At 48.2% G+C, this 20892-nt stretch carries 26 protein-coding genes, 7 tRNA genes, 1 rRNA gene and 1 other annotated feature; of the genes, 1 reads left to right on the top strand and 33 read right to left on the bottom strand.

Annotated elements, in window-relative coordinates; genetic code table 11:
* Positions 1-85 precede the first annotated feature (85 nt).
* The 17 genes from glmM to A0126_RS00705 form a co-directional block, all read right to left on the bottom strand.
* Positions 86-1441: a phosphoglucosamine mutase gene (gene glmM, locus A0126_RS00785; RefSeq protein ID WP_088836020.1), complete on the bottom strand. Its 1356-nt coding sequence runs from the start codon at positions 1439-1441 to the stop codon at positions 86-88.
* 29 nt (positions 1442-1470) lie between these two features.
* A complete protein-coding gene (locus tag A0126_RS00780; protein ID WP_088836019.1) occupies positions 1471-2757 on the bottom strand; it encodes a CdaR family protein in 1287 nt (428 codons plus the stop codon).
* Positions 2757-3581 (bottom strand): diadenylate cyclase CdaA, encoded by an 825-nt coding sequence (gene cdaA, locus A0126_RS00775; RefSeq protein WP_204251426.1) that lies wholly within the window; start codon positions 3579-3581, stop codon positions 2757-2759. Before cdaA ends, A0126_RS00780 begins: the two co-directional genes overlap by 1 nt.
* 115 nt (positions 3582-3696) lie before the next feature.
* Positions 3697-4311 carry a polymer-forming cytoskeletal protein gene (locus tag A0126_RS00770; RefSeq protein WP_088836017.1) on the bottom strand — a complete coding sequence of 205 codons (615 nt, stop codon included), beginning with the start codon at positions 4309-4311 and terminating at the stop codon, positions 3697-3699.
* A gap of 16 nt (positions 4312-4327) precedes the next feature.
* Entirely contained in the window at positions 4328-4891 is a 564-nt protein-coding gene (sigW, locus tag A0126_RS00765) for an RNA polymerase sigma factor SigW (RefSeq protein ID WP_088836016.1), read from the bottom strand.
* A 125-nt stretch (positions 4892-5016) separates the two neighbouring features.
* Positions 5017-5925, bottom strand: a complete 909-nt coding sequence (rocF, locus tag A0126_RS00760; protein ID WP_088836015.1) for an arginase — start codon at positions 5923-5925, stop codon at positions 5017-5019.
* 221 nt (positions 5926-6146) lie between these two features.
* Positions 6147-6222: transfer RNA gene (locus tag A0126_RS00755), tRNA-Ala, on the bottom strand.
* Between the two features lie 16 nt (positions 6223-6238).
* Positions 6239-6310 (bottom strand) — tRNA-Gly (locus A0126_RS00750).
* Positions 6311-6317: 7 nt separating this feature from the next.
* A tRNA-Lys gene (locus A0126_RS00745) sits at positions 6318-6390 on the bottom strand.
* Between the two features lie 4 nt (positions 6391-6394).
* Positions 6395-6478: transfer RNA gene (locus A0126_RS00740), tRNA-Tyr, on the bottom strand.
* A 33-nt stretch (positions 6479-6511) separates the two neighbouring features.
* Positions 6512-6584 (bottom strand) — tRNA-Thr (locus tag A0126_RS00735).
* A gap of 9 nt (positions 6585-6593) precedes the next feature.
* Positions 6594-6668 (bottom strand) — tRNA-Glu (locus A0126_RS00730).
* Between the two features lie 2 nt (positions 6669-6670).
* Positions 6671-6745: transfer RNA gene (locus A0126_RS00725), tRNA-Asn, on the bottom strand.
* A gap of 16 nt (positions 6746-6761) precedes the next feature.
* Positions 6762-6877 (bottom strand): 5S ribosomal RNA (gene rrf, locus A0126_RS00720).
* 55 nt (positions 6878-6932) lie between these two features.
* Positions 6933-7229: a sequence feature (most likely nonfunctional fraction of RNA operon), on the bottom strand.
* Positions 7230-7609: 380 nt separating this feature from the next.
* Positions 7610-8215: a KinB-signaling pathway activation protein gene (locus A0126_RS00715; RefSeq protein WP_088836014.1), complete on the bottom strand. Its 606-nt coding sequence runs from the start codon at positions 8213-8215 to the stop codon at positions 7610-7612.
* Between the two features lie 3 nt (positions 8216-8218).
* Positions 8219-9250 (bottom strand): Mrp/NBP35 family ATP-binding protein, encoded by a 1032-nt coding sequence (locus A0126_RS00710; protein ID WP_029332281.1) that lies wholly within the window; start codon positions 9248-9250, stop codon positions 8219-8221.
* Between the two features lie 180 nt (positions 9251-9430).
* The gene (locus tag A0126_RS00705; RefSeq protein WP_088836013.1) at positions 9431-10063 is read right to left on the bottom strand and encodes a M15 family metallopeptidase; all 633 of its coding nucleotides are present in this window, start codon (positions 10061-10063) and stop codon (positions 9431-9433) included.
* 100 nt (positions 10064-10163) lie between these two features.
* Here A0126_RS00705 and A0126_RS00700 point away from each other — a divergent pair, with 100 nt between their 5' ends.
* Complete coding sequence (locus A0126_RS00700) at positions 10164-10454, top strand: hypothetical protein (RefSeq protein WP_088836012.1); 291 nt, start codon at positions 10164-10166, stop codon at positions 10452-10454.
* Between the two features lie 92 nt (positions 10455-10546).
* Here the strand turns inward: A0126_RS00700 and rpsI are convergent, their stop codons facing one another.
* The 16 genes from rpsI to rplO all read right to left on the bottom strand — a co-directional run bounded on the left by rpsI (position 10547) and on the right by rplO (position 20868).
* Positions 10547-10939, bottom strand: a complete 393-nt coding sequence (rpsI, locus tag A0126_RS00695) for a 30S ribosomal protein S9 (RefSeq protein WP_012369042.1) — start codon at positions 10937-10939, stop codon at positions 10547-10549.
* A gap of 24 nt (positions 10940-10963) precedes the next feature.
* Positions 10964-11401, bottom strand: a complete 438-nt coding sequence (gene rplM, locus A0126_RS00690) for a 50S ribosomal protein L13 (RefSeq protein WP_012369041.1) — start codon at positions 11399-11401, stop codon at positions 10964-10966.
* A gap of 155 nt (positions 11402-11556) precedes the next feature.
* A complete protein-coding gene (gene truA, locus A0126_RS00685) occupies positions 11557-12306 on the bottom strand; it encodes a tRNA pseudouridine(38-40) synthase TruA (protein ID WP_029332277.1) in 750 nt (249 codons plus the stop codon).
* A complete protein-coding gene (locus A0126_RS00680; RefSeq protein WP_088836011.1) occupies positions 12306-13097 on the bottom strand; it encodes an energy-coupling factor transporter transmembrane component T family protein in 792 nt (263 codons plus the stop codon). The genes truA and A0126_RS00680 overlap by 1 nt, the downstream gene beginning before the upstream one ends.
* Positions 13094-13951: an energy-coupling factor transporter ATPase gene (locus A0126_RS00675; RefSeq protein WP_029332275.1), complete on the bottom strand. Its 858-nt coding sequence runs from the start codon at positions 13949-13951 to the stop codon at positions 13094-13096. The genes A0126_RS00680 and A0126_RS00675 overlap by 4 nt, the downstream gene beginning before the upstream one ends.
* Positions 13939-14769, bottom strand: a complete 831-nt coding sequence (locus A0126_RS00670; protein ID WP_088836010.1) for an energy-coupling factor ABC transporter ATP-binding protein — start codon at positions 14767-14769, stop codon at positions 13939-13941. Before A0126_RS00670 ends, A0126_RS00675 begins: the two co-directional genes overlap by 13 nt.
* Before the next feature lie 95 nt (positions 14770-14864).
* Positions 14865-15236 (bottom strand): 50S ribosomal protein L17, encoded by a 372-nt coding sequence (gene rplQ / locus A0126_RS00665; protein WP_023466649.1) that lies wholly within the window; start codon positions 15234-15236, stop codon positions 14865-14867.
* 34 nt (positions 15237-15270) lie between these two features.
* A complete protein-coding gene (locus tag A0126_RS00660) occupies positions 15271-16215 on the bottom strand; it encodes a DNA-directed RNA polymerase subunit alpha (RefSeq protein WP_029332273.1) in 945 nt (314 codons plus the stop codon).
* Between the two features lie 137 nt (positions 16216-16352).
* Positions 16353-16748 (bottom strand): 30S ribosomal protein S11, encoded by a 396-nt coding sequence (gene rpsK / locus A0126_RS00655; protein ID WP_029332272.1) that lies wholly within the window; start codon positions 16746-16748, stop codon positions 16353-16355.
* A gap of 16 nt (positions 16749-16764) precedes the next feature.
* Positions 16765-17130, bottom strand: a complete 366-nt coding sequence (rpsM, locus tag A0126_RS00650; RefSeq protein ID WP_012369033.1) for a 30S ribosomal protein S13 — start codon at positions 17128-17130, stop codon at positions 16765-16767.
* Positions 17131-17150: 20 nt separating this feature from the next.
* Positions 17151-17264 carry a 50S ribosomal protein L36 gene (gene rpmJ, locus A0126_RS00645; RefSeq protein WP_003156543.1) on the bottom strand — a complete coding sequence of 38 codons (114 nt, stop codon included), beginning with the start codon at positions 17262-17264 and terminating at the stop codon, positions 17151-17153.
* Positions 17265-17297: 33 nt separating this feature from the next.
* Positions 17298-17516 carry a translation initiation factor IF-1 gene (gene infA, locus A0126_RS00640; RefSeq protein ID WP_012369032.1) on the bottom strand — a complete coding sequence of 73 codons (219 nt, stop codon included), beginning with the start codon at positions 17514-17516 and terminating at the stop codon, positions 17298-17300.
* Positions 17517-17666: 150 nt separating this feature from the next.
* Positions 17667-18419, bottom strand: coding sequence for a type I methionyl aminopeptidase (gene map / locus A0126_RS00635; protein WP_088836009.1), 753 nt, complete (start codon positions 18417-18419; stop codon positions 17667-17669).
* Complete coding sequence (locus tag A0126_RS00630; protein ID WP_026834297.1) at positions 18419-19066, bottom strand: adenylate kinase; 648 nt, start codon at positions 19064-19066, stop codon at positions 18419-18421. The genes map and A0126_RS00630 overlap by 1 nt, the downstream gene beginning before the upstream one ends.
* A gap of 72 nt (positions 19067-19138) precedes the next feature.
* Complete coding sequence (gene secY / locus A0126_RS00625; RefSeq protein ID WP_088836008.1) at positions 19139-20428, bottom strand: preprotein translocase subunit SecY; 1290 nt, start codon at positions 20426-20428, stop codon at positions 19139-19141.
* A complete protein-coding gene (rplO, locus tag A0126_RS00620) occupies positions 20428-20868 on the bottom strand; it encodes a 50S ribosomal protein L15 (protein ID WP_029332269.1) in 441 nt (146 codons plus the stop codon). Before rplO ends, secY begins: the two co-directional genes overlap by 1 nt.
* Positions 20869-20892: the final 24 nt, after the last annotated feature.

The following is a 20892-nucleotide window of genomic DNA, read 5'->3' as shown; positions in this document are numbered from 1 at the left end:
CAACGGGTTCGTGCTAATTCCCCTCCTTAACATTCCTCCCTTACACAAAAAAAGGAGCAGCACGTAGCTACTCCTTTTCGTCGACTCAATTTTCTTGTAACGCGTAATTTTCACGCACGACGTTCGCGATCCGCTCGACGTACATGTCACACGCTTCTTGCGACTCTGCTTCCGCCATGACACGGACGAGTGGTTCTGTTCCAGATGCCCGAACGAGAATCCGACCGTTTCCAGCCATTTCCGCTTCGACTTCCGCAATGATCGCTTGAACGGCAGGACCGTTCATTGCCCCATTCTTATCCGATACACGAATGTTGACAAGACGTTGCGGGAAGATTGGCATCTCGGCTGCGAGTTCCGATAACTTCTTGCCTGTCGCCTTCATGATTTGGAGTAACTGAACGCCGGACAACATGCCGTCGCCTGTCGTCGAGTAATCCATGAAGATGATGTGACCTGACTGTTCGCCACCGAGTGTGTAGTCGTTTTTACGCATCTCTTCGACGACGTAACGGTCACCGACTGCTGTTTGTAAGGCTGTCATGCCGTGTTCTGCGACTGTTTTATGGAAGCCGAGGTTACTCATGACTGTCGCGACGATCGTGTTATCTTTCAAACGACCGATTTCGTTCAAGTATTTTCCACAGATGAACATGATTTTATCGCCATCGACGATATCCCCATTTTCATCGACTGCAATCAAGCGATCGCCGTCACCGTCAAACGAGAGACCGACGTCGGCATTTTTTTCTTTGACGAATGCCGCGAGGTGCTCAGGGTGTGTCGATCCGACACCATCATTAATGTTCAAACCGTTTGGCGTTGTACCGATTGTCGAGACTTCTGCTTCGAGGTCCCCGAACAAACGTGGTGCAAGGCTTGATGTCGCGCCGTGCGCGCCATCAATTGCGACATGAATCCCGGAAAAATCTTCATCCGATGTTTGACGAAGCATATGGAGGTATTTTTGCGCACCTTCATAATAATCGTGGACGAAACCAAGCTCTTTCCCCGATGGTCGCGGGAGTGTGTCCTCTGTTTCGTCGAGCAATGCTTCGATTTCGCGTTCTGTTGCGTCATTGAGCTTAAAACCGTCTGTTCCGAAGAACTTGATGCCGTTGTCTTCAACCGGGTTGTGTGACGCTGAAATCATGACGCCCGCAGTCGCATCCATCGTTTTCGTCAAGTATGCGACGCCCGGTGTCGAGATGACACCAAGACGCATAACTTCCGCACCGATTGATAACAATCCTGCAATCATCGCGTTCTCAAGCATTTGACCCGAGACGCGTGTATCGCGTCCGATTAAGACTTTCGGACGTGTGCTCTCGTGTTTCGTCAACACGTATCCGCCAATCCGTCCAAGACGGTAGGCGAGTTCCGGTGTCAATTCTACGTTTGCGACGCCGCGGACGCCGTCAGTTCCAAAATACTTACCCATGTGCTATTTCCTCATTTCACTGATTGGTTTTAATTGGTCTGTACCGATGTCCGGGGAATCGTCTTTAACGTGACGTCCATGTTATCCGGTCGTAAGACATCGAATGCTTTAGATGTCTGATATGAAATCGGTAAGCCGTGTGTGCCTTCTTTTAATCCTGTTACGTCGATGACAGCCTTGATGTCGGTTGCATCAATCGAAGCTAAGTCCGCTTCGCTGCCACGGACGACGAGATCAATCGTTTCAGCATAGTCAATTGTATACTTCGACTCGTCGAAACCGTTAAGCGTCACAGGAACACCTGTAATCGTCTTCTCTGCTCGCTCCTCGACCGTTTCCGTCGTCGATTTAGCATTTTCTTTCTCGACGACGATACTGACCGTAATCGAAGTCGGATCCATTGCCGTCACATTATCCGGTTCGACGAGTTCGATCGTCTTATCGGTCGTCTTCGTCAAATCTTTCAGTGAGATTGCCTTTGTATCGACTGAACCGATTCGCGTCAATTCTTCCTTCGTTCCGTACAGACGCGCTTCCGTGACGACGGGAACGATCTTGACGACCTTGTAGCCTTTTTTGACGCTACCTGTTGTTTTAACGTTGATCGGGACTGTTTTACTTTCCTTATAGACAGGAACTGTCACTTCAAGCTGTTCCGGATCGTACGTCGCGCTAATCGCGTTCCCATTCGTATCCGTCGCTTTAACGTTGAACGACTCCATGAAAGTCGACGCGCGACCCGTCACGTCGATCGGGACTTGAATCGATGTGATGGCTTGGAGCTTTTCTGCTCCTCCCGTCACAGCAACCGTTTGTTTACTCGGTTGTGCTTCACCGACGACATACCCTTCGGCGATTTTATTTTTGTTGAGTAAAGCGACTTGAACCGGGACTTGTTTCGTGACTTTTTTATCAAGAAAAACTTCGACCGTCTCCTGTTTCGGTGTCACTTCAACATCTTTTCCAAATCCATTCGCTGTCACACGAACACGGTGGTACCCAGGGTCGAGTCCCTCTAAATCTAACGATAGACCAAAGTCTTTGACGAGGCGAAGCATCGTCAAGCTACTCGATGGTCCTTTGACCGTCGTTTCGATTGTAGTTGGAATATTATAGGCGACCCACTGCGATTCATCATAATTCACTGTGACCGGTACGTCAAACGTCGTCGAGCCCTGACCAGCGATCGGCAATAGACTCGCCGCGTCACTTTTCCCGCTCGAACTCGAGCCTGCGACCATCAAATAGAGCATCACAGCAAGTAGTACCGCAACGATTCGTAAAAACCATCGTTCATTGAACCACTTTTCGAACATTATTTTTTCGCCCCCATCCAGTTAAAGAAGGACGTATTCGCCGGTTCGACTTTGACGAGCGTCTCAAGCAACTTCGTCCGAAGTGAATCTTCGTCGAGTTCCCGGTAAAGACGACCATTGATTGCGAGAGATACGCCTCCCGTCTCTTCCGATACGACAAGCGTGACACTATCCGTAACTTCACTGACACCAATCGCGGCCCGGTGACGCGTCCCGAGATCTTTAGAGATGTGGGCACTTTCTGAGAGCGGTAAATAACAAGCCGCTGCCGCAAGTTTGCCTTGCTGAACGATGACCGCACCATCATGCAACGGCGTGTTTGGGATAAAGAGGTTAATCAAAAGCTGACTCGTAATTTGTGAGCCGAGCGGAATCCCCGTCTCGACATATTCACTGAGACCGGTTTCCCGTTCAAACGTGACGAGCGCACCAATCCGGCGTTTCGACATGTATTGTGCTGACGAAACGAGTGCGTCGACGATTCGCGTTTGCTCATCTTCATCACTGATGGCACTCCGTGAAAAGAATTTACTCGTTCGTCCCAGGTGCTCCAGTCCTCGACGGAGCTCTGGCTGGAAGATGATGATAATTCCGAGTAATCCATAGGTGATGATTTGATTCAATAGAAATTGTAAGGTCTTCAGTCCGAAGAAGCCGCTTAAGAACCAGCTGATCAAAATGACAGAAATCCCTTTAATCAATTGAACCGCTTTTGTGCCTTTGACGATAATCATCAGGCGGTAAATGACGAATGTCACGACCGCGATATCAAGCACATCATTAATATAATCGTACCAGTGTACGTTTTCGCCCAGTTTCAACATTTGAAATTGAAGTGGTTGCCAGTTGAAGTAATTCACCAACCGTGCCCCCTATCTCATCTAATTTAAACAGCTTTCATTATAGCACAAAGGGGCGAGTTAGACTCGCCCCAACTGATTAATCAAAGATTCGTTTGATTCCGTACCAGACGCGTTCGAACAACTGATCGATTTCTTTAATTTCTCCAGTTACGTTTCCGGCACTGGCTGTGTAAGCCGTCCCGTCAACGGTCATGACGTCTCCATTGACTTTGCCTTCAATCCGGACATTGCCGCCTTCGACGTATAAATCTTGATTGACCGTCACTCCTTTTGGAACAACAACTTCGCCATTTTCAGCGACGATACCGGGAGCGTTCGTATACGACAAGTCTTTATCTTCTTGCGTCATGTACCCCCCGAGGCTACCGACCGAAAGTAACGCAAAGATCGAGGCAGCTGCAAGGAGTGGATACTGTTTCATCTTCCCTCCAAAACGAGAAGGTTTACGAAGCGGTGTCACATTCGACGTGTCCACCTGTTCAGGCAGTTGTGCCAGCACGCGGGATGTAAAGTCTGCCGAGAGCTTCGGCTTCGGAAGCGTGCGTAACTGTGCATCGAGGAGTCGATACTCTTCGAAGTCGTCCATCGCATTCGCCTCCCGTAACTCCGCTTCGAGTTGTTTAAAGTCTTCTGGAGGTTGGTTTTGGTCTAAATAATCTTGGATGCGTTCGTTTACGTGTTCTCGTGTCATGGTGAGATCCTCCTTCTCACCGCGTTCCGAAGTGCTTCTTCAGCGCTTCTCGGCCACGGTGAATTCTAGTTTTGACTGTGGCGACTGGTAAATCGATCAGTTCACTGATTTCCTTTAATGAAAGGTCTTCAATATATTTCAAGACGAGTGGCATTCGATACTTTTCAGGTAAAGCGGCAATCGCGTCCCCGACAGCATTTCGTTCTTCAGAATCAACGACTTGATCTTCTGGCAATTGCTCCTTACTTTCGAGCTGGGAATACAGCGTCAAGCCTTCAGTACCTGACATCTCGGCATCAAGGGAATAATCTGGACGTTTCTTCCGTAAGCGGTCAATTGAAACATTCGTCACGATCCGGTAGAGCCACGTACGGAATTTCCATTGTGCATTATACGATTCAATCTTTGTAAATACGCGAATAAAGGCTTCTTGCGTGGCATCCTCTGCTTCCATCCGATCACGTAATACACGGAAGGCAACTAAAAATGCCCCTTCTTTATATAGATCAACAAGTGCCGCAAATGCATCACGGTCGCCTTGCTTCACTCGCTCAATCAAGCGTAGTGTTGTTTCTTCCACTTCAAATACCCCCCGCTCTATGCGGTCAATCTCTTATACGGAGTCGACCGATAAATGTTTCATCTCAATTTAAATTGTAACAAAAAAAACTTGAACCCCGATGAAAAGAGTTCAAGTTCTATCCATTATTTTACTAAATGTTGGTTTTGCATCGCTTGAAGTAGGTTTCCGATCAAGGCATTCGCAAGAATCGCGGTTCCGTTCCCTTCTTCTAACAACGGATTCACTTCGACGAACTCCGCTGCAATAAAGTTTTCTTGTTCCGCACAAGAGTTCAAGACGGTCTGAGCATCCTCTAACATGACACCGTCCGCAACCCGCGTCCCGGTCCCTTCGACTAAACTCGGGTCAAGACCATCCATGTCGAAACTTAAGTAAAATGCGTCTGTCGTTTCGTTCAGGTAAGCAATCGCTTCCTTCATGATGGCTTCCATTCCCCGTGTCCGAATCGCTTCCATGTCATAAACGCGAATCCCAAGCCGATCAATCAATTCCTGTTCTCCCGGATCGACGTCACGCAAGCCGATAAAGACAAGATGCTCCGGTTGTAACTTGACGTCTGTCCCACCGATTTCCGTTAGGCGCTGATGCCCTTCCCCAAGAGCAACAGCGAGTGGCATTCCATGAATATTACCTGTAGGTGACGTTTCCGGTGTATTTAAATCACCATGCGCATCGAACCAAATCGCACCGAGCCGCGGAATCGATCGACGAAGTCCTGCGATCGTTCCGATTGCCATGCTGTGGTCGCCCCCGACGAGTAACGGAAAACGTCGTTCGGACAGCGCATCATGTACAAGTAGCTGTAAATCATTCGTCGTATGGACGACTCCTTCGAGACGCTTTAACTTCGCATCTTCCTCACGTACCGCGTCTTCTGGTAAGACAGCCGCTTCCCCATAGCGGACCGCTTCTTGTCCATGTGTTGCTAACGTTTGAAATAGGCCTGCTTGTTCGACTGCTGCCGGACCATGCTCTGTTCCTGGCTTTCCTTGACCGTAACGATATGGCACGCTGATATATGCAATGTTCATCCCCGCATCCCCTTTGCTTAATTAAGTTACCTTAATTGTAAGCGGTAACATACGGCTGGTTCAACTCGACAAGATGACGCATTTTTATACAGTAGACGACAACAAAAAAGCACTGTGAAGGGAATCACAGTGCTTTCGCGTACGTACTCTGGTTAACAGGCATTTCAAGTATAAAAAAACTTAAGACGAACGAAACTCGCTTAAGATCTTTAAGCAAAATTTGGTGGAGCCTAGCGGGATCGAACCGCTGACCTCCTGCGTGCAAGGCAGGCGCTCTCCCAGCTGAGCTAAGGCCCCAAAAAAATAAACAAAAAGCGGAAGACGGGATTCGAACCCGCGACCCCGACCTTGGCAAGGTCGTATTCTACCACTGAACTACTTCCGCAAGAAGATGAGCCATGCAGGATTCGAACCTGCGACCCTCTGATTAAAAGTCAGATGCTCTACCAACTGAGCTAATGGCTCGACATGGTGGGGGGGGGCGGATTCGAACCGCCGAACCCGAGGGAGCGGATTTACAGTCCGCCGCGTTTAGCCACTTCGCTACCCCCCCAGTTTGTCTAGGAAAATTTAATTAAAAAAACAGTGCCGGCAACAGGAGTCGAACCCGCGACCTACTGATTACAAGTCAGTTGCTCTACCAGCTGAGCTACACCGGCACAATAAAATGGTGACCCGTACGGGAATCGAACCCGTGATACCGCCGTGAAAGGGCGGTGTCTTAACCGCTTGACCAACGGGCCATTGGCTCCGCAAGTAGGATTTGAACCTACGACCTACCGGTTAACAGCCGGTTGCTCTACCACTGAGCTATTGCGGAATAAAAAAACAAAATTGCCTGGCAACGTCCTATCCTCACAGGGGGAAGCCCCCAACTACTTTCGGCGTTCAAGTGCTTAACTTCCGTGTTCGGCATGGGAACGGGTGTGACCACTTGGCTATCGTCACCAGACGACAGGGCTCGCGCCCTCAAAACTGAAGTCATCAACAATCATCTGCTAGAACAAGGCCTCGACCGATTAGTATCACTCAGCTCCGCATGTCACCATGCTTCCACCCGTGACCTATCTACCTCATCGTCTCTGAGGGGTCTTTCTTGATTACTCAAAGGGAAATGCGCCTTTCATCATCGGACCATGCGGTCCGAAGAACTATCCGGTATTAGCTCCGATTTCTCGGAGTTATCCCAATCCTTGAGGCAGGTTCCTTACGTGTTACTCACCCGTCCGCCGCTCATTCCACTCGCTTCCCTCCGAAGAGTTCCGCGAGCTTCCTGCGCTCGACTTGCATGTATTAGGCACGCCGCCAGCGTTCGTCCTGAGCCAGGATCAAACTCTCCATAAAGTGTTTGACTTGCTCGTTTTTGTGACCGAAGTCACGTTGACGAAGCTTGCGCTTCATTCATTGTTTGTATCCGAAGATACGTTTTTTGCCTCATCGTTCAGTTTTCAAAGTCCGATATGTCATTTGACGACTTTTAAATCTTACAGTAAAGTATTAACTAATGTCAATTCTTTTTTATAAGTTTTTTTCGTTGTATGACGCTCGCTTTCGGCGTGTGCCTTAGCGACATGTATTAATATATCAACTCTTGTTTTTTACGTCAACTGTTTTTCTAAAAAAACTTTTAAAAAAGATGGACCCGATGGAATTGGTCATAACAACCATTCCCCGAGTCCTTTTCTTATGCCTGTTTTTGCGACTGTACTTTCGCTGGAGCAGGCTTTTCTTGCAAGCGATGCAACATCAGGATTTGATACGCATTACAAACCAAGAGTGTCGCCAGTGCGGCCCAAAGCATCCGCTTGTCTTGCGTTGCCTGAAGAGCTGGTACCCATTCAATCAACGTGATGACCGTCATTAAGAATAACGTCGGGATGAAAGCACTGAAATTTGTTTCACGGGCTTTCGTACGTGCAACGAGAAATGCGACGAACAATAAGACAACCATTTCACCAATATAGAGGCTTGTTTTATCGAATCCGAACGCAAGTCCACGTAAGTAGACGCCGTCAAACAAGGCGAAGGCAATCAAAACGACCTGAACCCGATTCCATAACTTTGCGCCGCGGAACAGATCAAGTCCAACCCGGTGCAAAATCAAATAAGAGAAAAAGCCCATCAGGCTGATTGCCGTCCATGTACTACTGTATGCCAAGGCCGTAATGTATCCGCTAATCGATTGATTGCGGACGTACCCTGGTTCAGCGACAAGGTTAAACACGAAGCCGGCTAGCGTCCCAATTAGGAGCGTCATCCAGAACAGCTTCAAAAATCCTTTAATCTTCATGTATTATCCCTCTACTTTTTCGATGACACGCGCTGCGAGTTCATTATAGTGTGTTTCAAATGGATGGTCATCGCGATAAATCGATGGTGCAAAGTCCGATTCATTCGCATATGGTTGTCCAAGTGGAATCTTAGCTAGAATATCTGTTTTTAGCGCTTCTGACAACTTCTCTCCGCCACCTGATCCGAAGACATACTCTTTTTCACCAGTTACCTTGCTTTCGAAGTACGCCATATTTTCAATGATACCGAGCAAACGGTGGTTCGTCTTAATCGCCATCGCACCGGCACGAGCTGCAACGAATGCCGCTGTCGCATGTGGTGTCGTGACAATCAATTCCTGACAGCTTGGGAGCATCGAGTGAATATCAAGTGCGACGTCACCCGTTCCTGGCGGCAAATCGAGTAAGAGGTAATCAAGATCGCCCCATTCAACATCCGAGAAGAAGTTATTGAGCATCTTCCCGAGCATCGGTCCACGCCAGATGACGGGTGCATTGTCTTCGACGAAGAAGCCCATCGAGATGACTTTTACGCCAAACCGCTCTGGCGGAATGATCCGGTCATTGACGACGGTCGGTCGTGTTTCAATTCCCATCATATCCGGAACACTAAAACCATAGATATCCGCGTCAATCAAACCAACTTTTTTACCTGCCCGTGCAAGGGCAACTGCGAGGTTGACGGAAACCGTCGATTTTCCGACGCCCCCTTTACCAGAAGCGATCGCGATGAACGTCGTCCCTGACTCCGGTTTAAGAATCGATGGTGTCGTCGCTGCCTGAATCCCGTGATCGCCGAGTGCCTCGAAACGAAGTCCGACCGTCTTGAAGCCTTTTTCTTTTAACTCTTTAACGATTTCTTGTTGTAACGTCAACTGTTCACCTGAACCTGCTTGCGCAAGTGCGATTTTCAGGCTGACGTAGTCTCCTTTGATTCGGACATCACGAATCCCGTTCGTATCTGCAAGCGAGCGTTCGATCGTCGGATCAATTAACTGTCCGACTACCTCGCGAATTTCTTGTTCATTCAACATAGTGCCTTCCCCCTGAGAACGTTCGATTTATTCCATTTCAGTATAACAAAAATAAGATAGCGCTTGCACATTTCGGCTCATAAAGGATGACATTTCCTTGTCGACCCGGAAGAATCAGTCCAGCAGCTTCAAAAAAAGAGATCTCCTCCGCGCTGTCGCTAAAAGGGATCTCCCGATCTGTTAAAACATCCGATTCCAGGTTGCCGGTCCGACGACTCCGTCAACTGCTAATCCTTGACGTGCTTGGTAGGCACGGACCTTTTCAACCGTCTCTACATCAAATCGTTTCGTGACGGTTGCCTTGACCGCCCGCTGAATCCGCTCGATGTCCCGACTGTTCATCTGGACGGCCCCTCGATAGAGCGGCTGTCCCGGATAAGGCACTAAAACATCCGTCGTCACTGTATTTAACTCAAAGTGCGGATAATCTTTAAATCCACTCCAATCTCCGCCCCAGGAAAAACCTTGCCGTTTCATTGCCTGGACGATTTGTTGAAAGTTGGCATCGGTATTAAAGATCGCTTCCGTTCCGTCCATGGAGTATTGAAACAGATCAACGGCAATCCCGCGGTTATGATTTGATTGTCCTCCACGGGCATGCGTGACAATCGCTCCCGGCGTCGTTCGTCCTTGCGCATAGAGTTTCTCCTGCTCGGCATAGGAACGGAAGCCTTGGGCCACTCCGACATAAATTCCTTTGACATGGAGTTCCCGGATGACTTGGCGTGTCTTTCGGGCGACTTCCGGCGAGAGTCCGGGAACATTCAGTTTTCGATTGGCTCGTTCGAGCAACCAACTGACTGATAGTGTCATCTTTCACCACACTCCTTTCTCCTCTGTTCCCGAAAACAGAATCCGGTATACTTAACGATGGACTTATCCTCACCAAGCATTCGGAAAAAGGAGTTTTTTGATGAAAAAAATGTTAGTCTTCGCAAGCGTCATCACAGTCTTCTTACATATCGGCTATGCGATTTACTTTTATGCAGGGCATGAAGCAAATGTAGCTTATCAACCCGCTCTCCCTGAAAACAGCACGGTGTTAAGTCAGGAGACGTCTTTTACCGGTACAGTCGGTTCACAGACGGCGAATGATCCTCTTGCATTTTTACAGCATCTGTTCCTCTGGAGTATCCCGCTGACGTTTGTTGCTCTCACAGCACTCTTATTCCTCATCCGAACAATACGACGACGTACGTTTTGAACGGCAGACAGTTGCTTGACCGCTTTTTTAATTAGAGAGCGGTCTTTTGGCATAAAAAAATCTCCCACCCGTAAGGATGAGAGATAAAACGATTAACGTTTTGAGAACTGAGGTGCACGACGTGCTGCTTTAAGACCGTATTTTTTACGTTCTTTCATACGAGCATCGCGTGTTAAGAAGCCTTTAGCTTTAAGTGTTCCACGGAAATCTGGATCCGCTTGAAGAAGTGCACGTGAGATACCGTGACGGATAGCGCCTGCTTGACCAGTGAAGCCGCCGCCTTTGACCGTTACCATGATATCGTATTTACCTTCTGTTTCTGTGAGTACAAGTGGTTCTTTTGCAGTCATGATTAAAGTTTCATAACCGAAGTATTCGCTGATATCGCGCCCGTTAACTGTGACTTTACCGTCTCCAGCAACGAGGAAAACGCGAGCTGCCGCGTGTTTACGGCGACCAGTGCCGTAGTAACGTACATCTGCCATCGTGTAGTTCCTCCTAAATTCGTATTAACCGCGAAGTTCGTAAACTTCTGGTTGTTGTGCTTCTTGCTTATGAGTATCTCCAGCGTAAACGTGGAGTTTGTTGAACATTTGACGACCGAGGCTACCTTTTGGAAGCATCCCTTTGATCGCGAGTTCAAGCATACGCTCAGGTTTGTTAGCGAGTAAGTCGCGTGCGACAGTCTGCTTCAAGCCGCCTGGATGACCAGAGTGACGGTAGTAGACCTTTTTGTCGAGTTTGTTACCAGTTAATACGATTTTCTCAACGTTGATGAGGATAACGTGATCCCCACAGTCAACGTGTGGTGTGAACGTAGGTTTGTGCTTACCGCGGAGAAGTGAAGCCACTTCGCTCGAAAGACGACCGAGTGTTTTGCCTTCTGCGTCGATAAGGAGCCATTTGCGTTCTACATCAGTAGCTTTCGCCATGAAAGTTGTGCGCATGTAAAATACCTCCTAAGGAATTTAAAAGTTTCTTTTTTGATTTTTCATTTATTCACTGTGTGAATCTATCAGAATCTTAGGTGTACGGGGCTAAGATTGTGGTTTCATAATAAATGAAATGCCAATAAACATTGTATGTTTTTTAGCGGCTAATGTCAAATGCCTTTTTTAGACTCTGGGTAGAAAACTTCCCAAAGGTACAACCCGTGCGGTGGTGCCGTCACACCAGCGACGTTTCGATCCTTCGCGGCAAGCATCTTCTTGATGTCCGTAGCGGCAAAACGTCCGCGTCCGACATCAAACAAAGTCCCGACCATGATACGAATCTGATTATAAAGAAAACCGCTTCCTTTAAACCGAAAGATTAGCTCTTCCCCGTACTCAATCAACTCCGCTTCATAAATCGTCCGGATTCGATTATCCGTTTCCGTCTTCGCGACACAAAACGAACTGAAATCATGGGTGCCGACTAAATACGTCATCGCTTGACGCATCACGTCGAGATCAAGCGCGTACGGAATCAATACCGATTGATGACGTCGAAACGCATCTTCGGTCCGGCGTACGAAGTACCGGTACTCTTTCCCCACTACATCATACCTTGCTTCGAAGTCAGAAGCGACCTCTTTACAGTCCCGGACACGAATATCGTCCGGTAATAACGTATTTAAGGCCTTGACCATGCTGTCCGGCGCAATCGCAAGTTCCGTATCGAAATGGATGACTTGCCCCTGTGCGTGCACACGAGCGTCTGTACGCCCTGATCCAATCACCTTGACCGGGTGCTTGTGCATCCGCGCAAGCGTCTTCTCGACGACCTCCTGGATCGTTACACCATTCGGTTGGACTTGGTAACCAGAGTAACCCGTCCCGTCATATTGAATCGTACATTTAAAACGTCGCATCAGAAACCTCCCCGTAAGTAAACAAGCAGGAGCGCGACGACGACGAGGAGACCCATCAAACCGGTATCACGTGCCGTCCATTTCGATTCCCGAAGACGCGTCCGTCCTTCTCCCCCACGGTAGCCGCGTGCTTCCATCGCAATCGCGAGGTCCTCTGCCCGCTTAAAGGCCGAGATGAACAATGGAATCAAAAGTGGGATGATTGCCCGCAGACGCTCTTTAATCGGTCCTGCCGCTAAATCAACACCACGTGCCTGCTGTGCTTTCATGATCTTCTCCGTCTCTTCTGCCAGTGTCGGTAAGAACCGCAGCGAAATCGAGAGCATCAAGGCAATCTCATGCGTCGGAACGCGGACGACCTTGAATGGCTTCAAAAGCAACTCAATTGCATCTGTCAGCTCGATCGGTGACGTCGTCAAGGTGACGAGTGTCGTGATCGAGACCAAATAGAAGAAGCGGAGCGAGACGATGATGGCGAGACGCAGACCTTCCGAATAAATTTTAAACCATCCAAATTCGAACAAGACGGTTCCTTCTCGCGTAAAGAACAGTTGAACGATGAAGGTGAAGACGATTAGGAAAAGAATCGGACGTAAGCCCTTCAAGACGTAGCGGAGTGGCAATTTACTACTCGCTAACGCTAAAAACGTAAAGATGAGTAAAAAAATGTTCGTCGCTGCATTGTTCGCGAGGAACACGAGCGGGATGAAACAAAATGCAAAAATAATTTTTGCAAGCGCAGAAGAACGATGAAGATAGGACGTACCCGGAATATGTTGTCCGACGATCATATACGTCCCCCCTGTACCTGTAGAATCCAATCCACGACTTCCGGTTCCGTTCGTAAGTTCGGACGCGAAAGTCCGAGTCGGTCTGCCACCGGCCAGGCAAGTGCTAAGACGTGCGGAAGATCAAGATGGAACTGCTTCAGCAGCTCCGCCTGTTGGAATAATCCAATCGGCTCTCCATCATACGCGACTTGTCCATGCTCCATGACGACGACACGATTCGTATATTCGAGCACTTGATCCATATCATGCGTGATCAAGAGTAATGTCAAACCCGTTTCCGCATGAAGCCGGGCGAAAAGACTCAGCATTTGCTTACGTCCTTGCGGATCGAGTCCAGCGGTCGGTTCGTCGACGATCAACACGTCTGGTTGACTAGCGAGTACGCCTGCGATCGCAACACGCCTCATTTGCCCACCAGACAAGTCAAACGGCGATCGGGACCAGAAGACTTCGTCTAGCCCTACTGTGCGTAATGCCTCTTTTGCGAGCCGTTCCGCCTCTTCCTGCTCATGCCCGAAGTTCATTGGACCGAACATGACATCCTTTAAGACTGTTTCTTCAAACAGCTGGTACTCAGGATACTGAAAGACGAGACCGACACGTTTTCGTAGTGCCTTTAAATCTTGTTTTCGTTTTGGTTCAATGATGATGTCATCGACTTGGACTTTTCCTCTCGTCGGTTTCAGCAATCCATTGATGTGCTGGACGAGCGTCGACTTCCCAGACCCAGTGTGCCCTACAAACGCAACAAGCGCCCCTGACGGAATCTCAAGATTCACATCACGCAGCGCGACTCGTTCGAACGGACTATTAAGTTGGTACGTATAGTTCAATTCCTGGATTAGGATTGGCATAAGCGGTTCACCAATTCACTTTCATCTAGTATCGTGTCCCCATACGAGAGACCTCGCGCCCGCAATTGCTCCTGAACTCGAACGATGAAAGGAACATCGAGACCGATTTCTTGGAGAAACGCCGATTTCGCAAAGACTTGTTGAGGTGTACCTTCTAATACGATTTTCCCGGCATCCATCACGATGACACGACTGGCCTGTAAGACCTCGTCTAATTCATGTGTAATGGCGACTACCGCCATCGGATGTCGTTCATATAATTCTTGAACGGTCGACATAACCTCTTCACGTGCGAGTGGATCAAGCATCGATGTTGCTTCATCAAGCACGAGAACATCAGGGCGCATCGCAAGTGCCGAAGCAATTGCGACACGCTGCTTCTGTCCGCCGGATAGTTGATGGGGTTCCCGATCAACAAAATCCGTAAGGCCAACGCGCGCTAGACTGTCGTCAATACGACGAACCATTTCCTCGCGTGGCACACCCCAATTTTCAAGGGCAAATGCCACGTCGTCGCGCACGGTCGTGCCAACAAATTGATTATCTGGATTTTGAAAGACGATGCCGATTGCCCGACGCATCTCCCATAGTTGCTCCGGATTCGCACTCGAGAATGTCTCGCCTACGGTCACCGTTCCTGATTCAGGAAGCAACAAGCCATTAAACAATTTAGTCAGCGTTGATTTTCCAGAGCCGTTGTGTCCAACGATGGCGACCCATTCACCAGAATGAATCGTCAGAGAGACATCTTGTAACGCAGCTTGTTCCTGTTCCGGATACCGATACGTAACGTGATCCAGTTCAATTAGCTTCGTCATGTCTACTCCTCCTTCATCAAATCAATTAATTCCATTTGTAACAAAAGGGCAGAAGCGAGTTACGCACTGCCCTTTTATAACGAATCATTTAAAAATTAAACGAGTTCGATGATGACCATTTCTGCGCCGTCACCACGACGTGGTCCCATTTTCATGATGCGTGTGTAACCACCTTGACGCTCAGCAAAACGTGGAGCAACATCAGCGAATAATTTTTGGATCGCGTCTTGTGCTTTGCCCTCTGCGTTTTGACCAGCAGCTTCACGGCGAACGAACGATGCAACTTGACGACGAGCGTGGAGATCACCGCGTTTACCTAAAGTGATGAGTTTCTCAACGACTGGACGAAGTTCCTTCGCTTTTTGTTCTGTAGTTTGGATACGCTCATTGATGATGAGATCAGTCGCAAGGTCACGCAAAAGTGCCTTACGTTGTGAGCTTGTACGGCCTAATTTCGAGTATGCCATGGATGGATTCCCTCCTTCGTGCAATTAATAGTTTTTAGTCTTCTTTACGCAAACCAAGTCCGAGTTCGTCGAGCTTCGCTTGAACTTCTTCGAGTGATTTACGTCCGAGGTTACGAACTTTCATCATCTCGTCTTCGCTCTTATTCGCGAGTTCTTGAACCGTATTGATACCAGCGCGTTTCAAACAGTTGTACGAACGAACTGAAAGATCGAGTTCTTCGATCGTCATTTCAAGTACTTTTTCTTTTTGATCTTCTTCCTTTTCGACCATGATTTCGGCATGGAGCGCTTCGTCCGTAAGACCAACAAAGATGTTTAAGTGTTCTGTCATGATTTTCGCACCGAGTGACACTGCTTCTTCAGGGCGGATTGAACCGTCCGTCCAAACATCAAGCGTCAATTTATCGAAGCTCGCATCTTGACCGACACGTGTTTTTTCAACTTGATAGTTTACACGTTGAATTGGCGTGTAAATCGAATCAATTGGGATCACACCGATTGGCATATCGTCCCGTTTGTTATCTTCAGCCTGAACATACCCACGACCGCGACGAGCTGTCAGACGCATATGAAGTGATGCACCTTCTGCAAGTGTTGCAATGTGAAGTTCTGGGTTGAGGATTTCGACGTCGCTGTCATGCGTAATGTTTGCCGCAGTAACAACGCCAGCGCCTTGAATATCGATCTCAAGTGTTTTCTCTTCTTCCGAGTAAACTTTGAGGGCGAGTTTCTTAAGGTTCAAGATGATTTGGGTAACGTCTTCTACAACGCCATCAATCGTCGAGAACTCATGAAGAACGCCATCGATTTGGACTGCAGTGACTGCAGCACCCGGAAGTGAAGATAATAGGATACGACGCAATGAGTTACCAAGCGTTGTACCGAATCCACGCTCAAGCGGTTCTACTACGAATTTACCAAACGTAGCGTTTTCGCTTAATTCGACCGTTTCAATCTTCGGTTTTTCGATTTCGATCATCTGAACCCCTCCTTGAATATCGTCCTGTTGGCCATCGCGTTCAATCGCCAACCGTCTCGTGTACGTGTCTACTGCTTGATTTGGTCAAACGATCAACAAAAGTCTACTCGATTTCCCGCTTTGCAGTACAAGACGGGTTACACGCGACGACGTTTTGGAGGGCGGCAACCGTTGTGTGGAACTGGAGTTACGTCACGGATCGCTGTAACTTCGAGACCGATTGCTTGAAGCGCACGGATAGCAGCTTCACGACCTGCACCAGGACCTTTAACGTTGACTTCTACAGTACGCATACCGTTGTCCATTGCAGTTTTTGCAGCTGTTTCAGAAGCAAGTTGTGCTGCGAATGGAGTCGATTTACGTGAGCCTTTGAAGCCCATGTTACCTGCAGTTGCCCAAGAGATTGCATTCCCTTGCACATCAGTGATCGTAACGATTGTGTTGTTGAATGTTGAACGGATATGCACGATACCAGACTCAATATTCTTTTTGACTTTACGTTTACTACGAACGTTCTGTTTACGTTTTGCCATATTAGTTTACCCTCCCTTACTTCTTCTTGTTCGCTACTGTACGGCGTGGGCCTTTACGAGTACGCGAGTTGTTTTTAGTGTTTTGACCACGAACTGGAAGACCACGACGGTGACGAACACCACGGTAGCAACCGATTTCGATCAAACGTTTGATGTTGAGTGAGATTTCACGACGAAGGTCACCCTCAACTTTTACTTTATCTAAACCATCACGAAGTTGGTTGAGTTGTTCTTCAGTCAATTCACGAGTACGAGTATCTTCAGAGATACCAGCTTCTTTCAAGACTTTCTGAGCAGTCGTTTTACCAACACCATAGATGTAAGTGAGTGAGATAACGATGCGTTTCTCACGTGGAATATCTACACCAGCAATACGTGCCATGTGTGCACCTCCTTGTTTAATTACCCTTGTTTTTGTTTATGCTTAGGGTTTTCGCAAATAACCATTACTTTGCCTTTACGGCGGATAACTTTACACTTTTCACAGATCGGTTTAACCGAAGGTCTTACTTTCATTGTGAATACCTCCTCCTGAAAAAATCGGAGTTTTTATTTGAAACGGTATGTGATCCGTCCGCGAGTTAAGTCGTATGGTGACAACTCAACTGTTACTTTATCTCCTGGTAAGATCCGAATGAAGTGCATCCGAATTTTTCCTGAGACGTGCGCGAGGACCGTGTGGCCGTTTTCTAACTCCACCTTAAACATCGCATTTGGAAGTGGTTCGATAACCGTACCTTCCACTTCGATTACATCTTGTTTCGCCATCAATTATACCCCTTTCTCTATAAAGTTGATTGGGAGCCCAGACGATTTGTAGCGCTTAGGGGCTTTCTACAGTAGCCGTTGAGAGATCATCGGTCACAAACACGAGTGGATAGCGGCTTATAGAAAGGTGACACCAATAACGCGCACAGCTCACTCTGCATCGACCGTTAAGATCTCGTAGCCGTCGTCTGTGATGGCGATGGTGTGCTCAAAGTGGGCGCACATGCTACCGTCCACTGTCACTACCGTCCAATTGTCGGATAGTGTGCGAACATAGCGTTTCCCGACGTTGACCATTGGCTCAATCGCCAGTGTCATGCCGGTTTTCAGGCGCGGCCCTTTCCCCGGTGGTCCATAATGTGGGATTTGCGGATCTTCATGCAAATTTTGTCCCACGCCGTGGCCCACATATTCGCGGACTACAGAAAAATTCGCTGCTTCGACATGTGACTGAATCGCATGCGAAATATCTGTCAGGTGCACACCAGCTTTGGCGCGCTCCAATCCTTTATACAGAGATTCTTCAGTTACGTCAAGTAACTGCTTTGTCTCTTCAGAGATTGTACCGACCGGATATGTCCAGGCTGAATCTCCGTGATATCCATTATACTCCGCCCCGATATCAATCGAGATGATGTCTCCATCGTGGAGTACGCGGTCACCCGGAATACCATGGACAAGTTCTTCATTTACTGATGCGCAGATGCTACCAGTAAACCCATTATAACCTTTAAACGATGGTGTTGCCCCTTGACTTCGAATATAACGTTCAGCGATCGCGTCGAGTTGCCCCGTCGTGATGCCTGGACGAATGTGAGCTTTAAGCGCCTTATGCGTCCGAGCGACGATTTGTCCTGCCTTACGCATAATGTCGATTTCACGCGGCGCTTTCGTAATGATCATTACTGACCACCAAGAAGTGCTTGAACATCGGAGTAAACTTCATTAATCGGACGATCACCGTCCAAATTACGAAGATACCCTTTTTCAGCGTAAAAGTCAATCAAAGGTTGCGCTTGCGCGACGTTGACTTCAAGACGACGGCGAACCGTTTCTTCTTGATCATCTTCACGTTGAACAAGTGCTGATCCGTCGATATCACAGACACCTTCCACTTTTGGTGGGTTATAGATGACGTGATACGTTGCTCCACATGTCGGGCAAATCCGGCGGCCTGTCAAACGAGGGACAAGTTTCTCCGGGTTGACACCGATGTGAATGACGTGATCGATTTGTTTGTTAAGATCCGCAAGTAATGCTTCAAGAGCATCTGCTTGTTTCACTGTGCGTGGGAAACCGTCAAGAAGAAAACCATTTGCACAGTCTTCTTTGGCGAGACGTTCACGTACGATGCCGATTGTGACTTCATCCGGAACGAGTTCCCCTTTATCCATGTACGATTTCGCTTCCTGCCCGAGCGGTGTTTGATCTTTGATCGCCGCGCGGAACATGTCGCCTGTCGAGATGTGTGGAATGGCGTAGTCTTCGATAATTTTCGCAGCCTGCGTCCCTTTTCCAGCACCCGGCAAGCCCATCAATACAAGATTCATGTCGGTAGCCTCCACTTCTATAGACTCTATAGACACAACAGAAAGGAAAGGGATGGTCCCCTTCCTCCCGCCTTATCGGATAAAGCCTTTGTAGTGTCGTTTAACCAGTTGACTTTCAATCTGTTTCATCGTCTCAAGACCTACACCGATGACAATCAGCAAGCTTGTTCCACCAATTTGCACCGAGTTCGGTAAACCAGCGAACTTAATAAAGAACGTTGGCGTTACCGCGATGACAGCAAGGAAGAGCGAACCGAAGAATGTCAGACGATAGAGGATCTTCGTGATGTATTGTTCCGTTTGCTTACCAGGACGGATACCAGGAATGTACCCGCCTTGTTTTTGAAGGTTCTCTGCCATTTGTTCCGGGTTGACCTGAACGAATGTGTAGAAGTACGAGAAGGCGATGATCAATGCAACATAAATCGACATTCCGATTGGACTCGTATAGTCGAAGATGTCACGAATTTTCGTCGCGTTTTCCGGACTCGCAAAGAAACTTGCAATCGTTGGTGGAGTCACCATGAACGATACCGCGAAGATAACTGGGATAACACCAGCAGCATTCAGCTTCATCGGCAAGTGTGTCGATTGGCCGCCTACTGGCGCACGGTTCACCGTACGCTTAGCGTACTGAATCGGAATCTTACGTGCAGCTTGCTGCACATAGATGACACCGACGATGACCGCAATGATGATTAAAAGCAACAGTACGATATAAAGCACATTGACGAACAAAGCATCCCCTGCATTTTGGAGCTTTGTTTCGTAAATCTGGCGGAACGCGTTCGGGAAGCCTGCGACAATCCCAGCGAAGATGATCATTGATATCCCGTTACCAATGCCCTTCTCCGTAATGAGTTCACCGAGGAACATCAAGAACGCTGTACCAGCCGTCAAAACAAGTGCAATCATAACGTACGTCCAGGTGCCAAAATCTTCATTGACAAGACCTGGATAGATACGGTTAAATCCAAGCGCGATTCCAAACGCTTGGACTAAGCCGAGTACGATCGTTCCATAGCGCGTTACCGTTGCTAACTTCTTACGGCCCGCCTCTCCTTGTTTTGCCCATTCGGCAAACTTTGGAACAACGTCCATCTGTAAGAGTTGGACAACGATCGAGGCCGTAATATACGGCATGATTCCCATCGCAAAGAGTGAGAAATTCTGCAAAGCATTCCCGCCGAAGGAGTTCAAGAATCCGAGAATACCATTCTCGTCAATCTTGAATACTTCAGTGTTTACCATCGGCACTGGGATATGCGCTCCGATCCGGAACACGATAATCAGGGCCAAGGTAAAGAGAATGCGCCGACGGATGTCGGCTACGCGCCACATATTGGAGATCGCTTGAAACATTAGATCACCTCAACCGTACCGCCGGCAGCTTCGATCGCTTGCTTCGCAGCTTCGGAGAACTTGTGAGCTTTTACTGTCAGTTTCTTTTCAATCTTGCCGTTTGAAAGGATCTTAACGCCGTCTTTCATACCTTTGACTGCGCGAGTCTCGATAAGAAGTTCAGGAGTTACTTCAGTTCCTTCTTCAAAACGGTTAAGTGTGTCAAGGTTGATAACCGCGAACTCTTTACGAGTCGGGTTGTTGAAGCCGCGTTTTGGTAAACGACGGAAAAGTGGGTTTTGTCCACCTTCGAAACCTGGACGAACACCACCGCCTGAACGAGCTTTTTGACCTTTGTGACCACGGCCAGAAGTCTTACCGTTACCAGAAGACATACCGCGACCTACACGGTTGCGTTCTGAACGTGAACCAGCAGCTGGTTTCAATTCATGGAGTTTCATAGTGGGGCACCTCCTCATAAAATT

This window comes from Exiguobacterium sp. N4-1P (genome assembly GCF_002214325.1).
The sequence above is the reverse complement of the archived record's forward strand: the minus strand, read 5'-3'. Positions and strand labels throughout refer to the sequence as shown.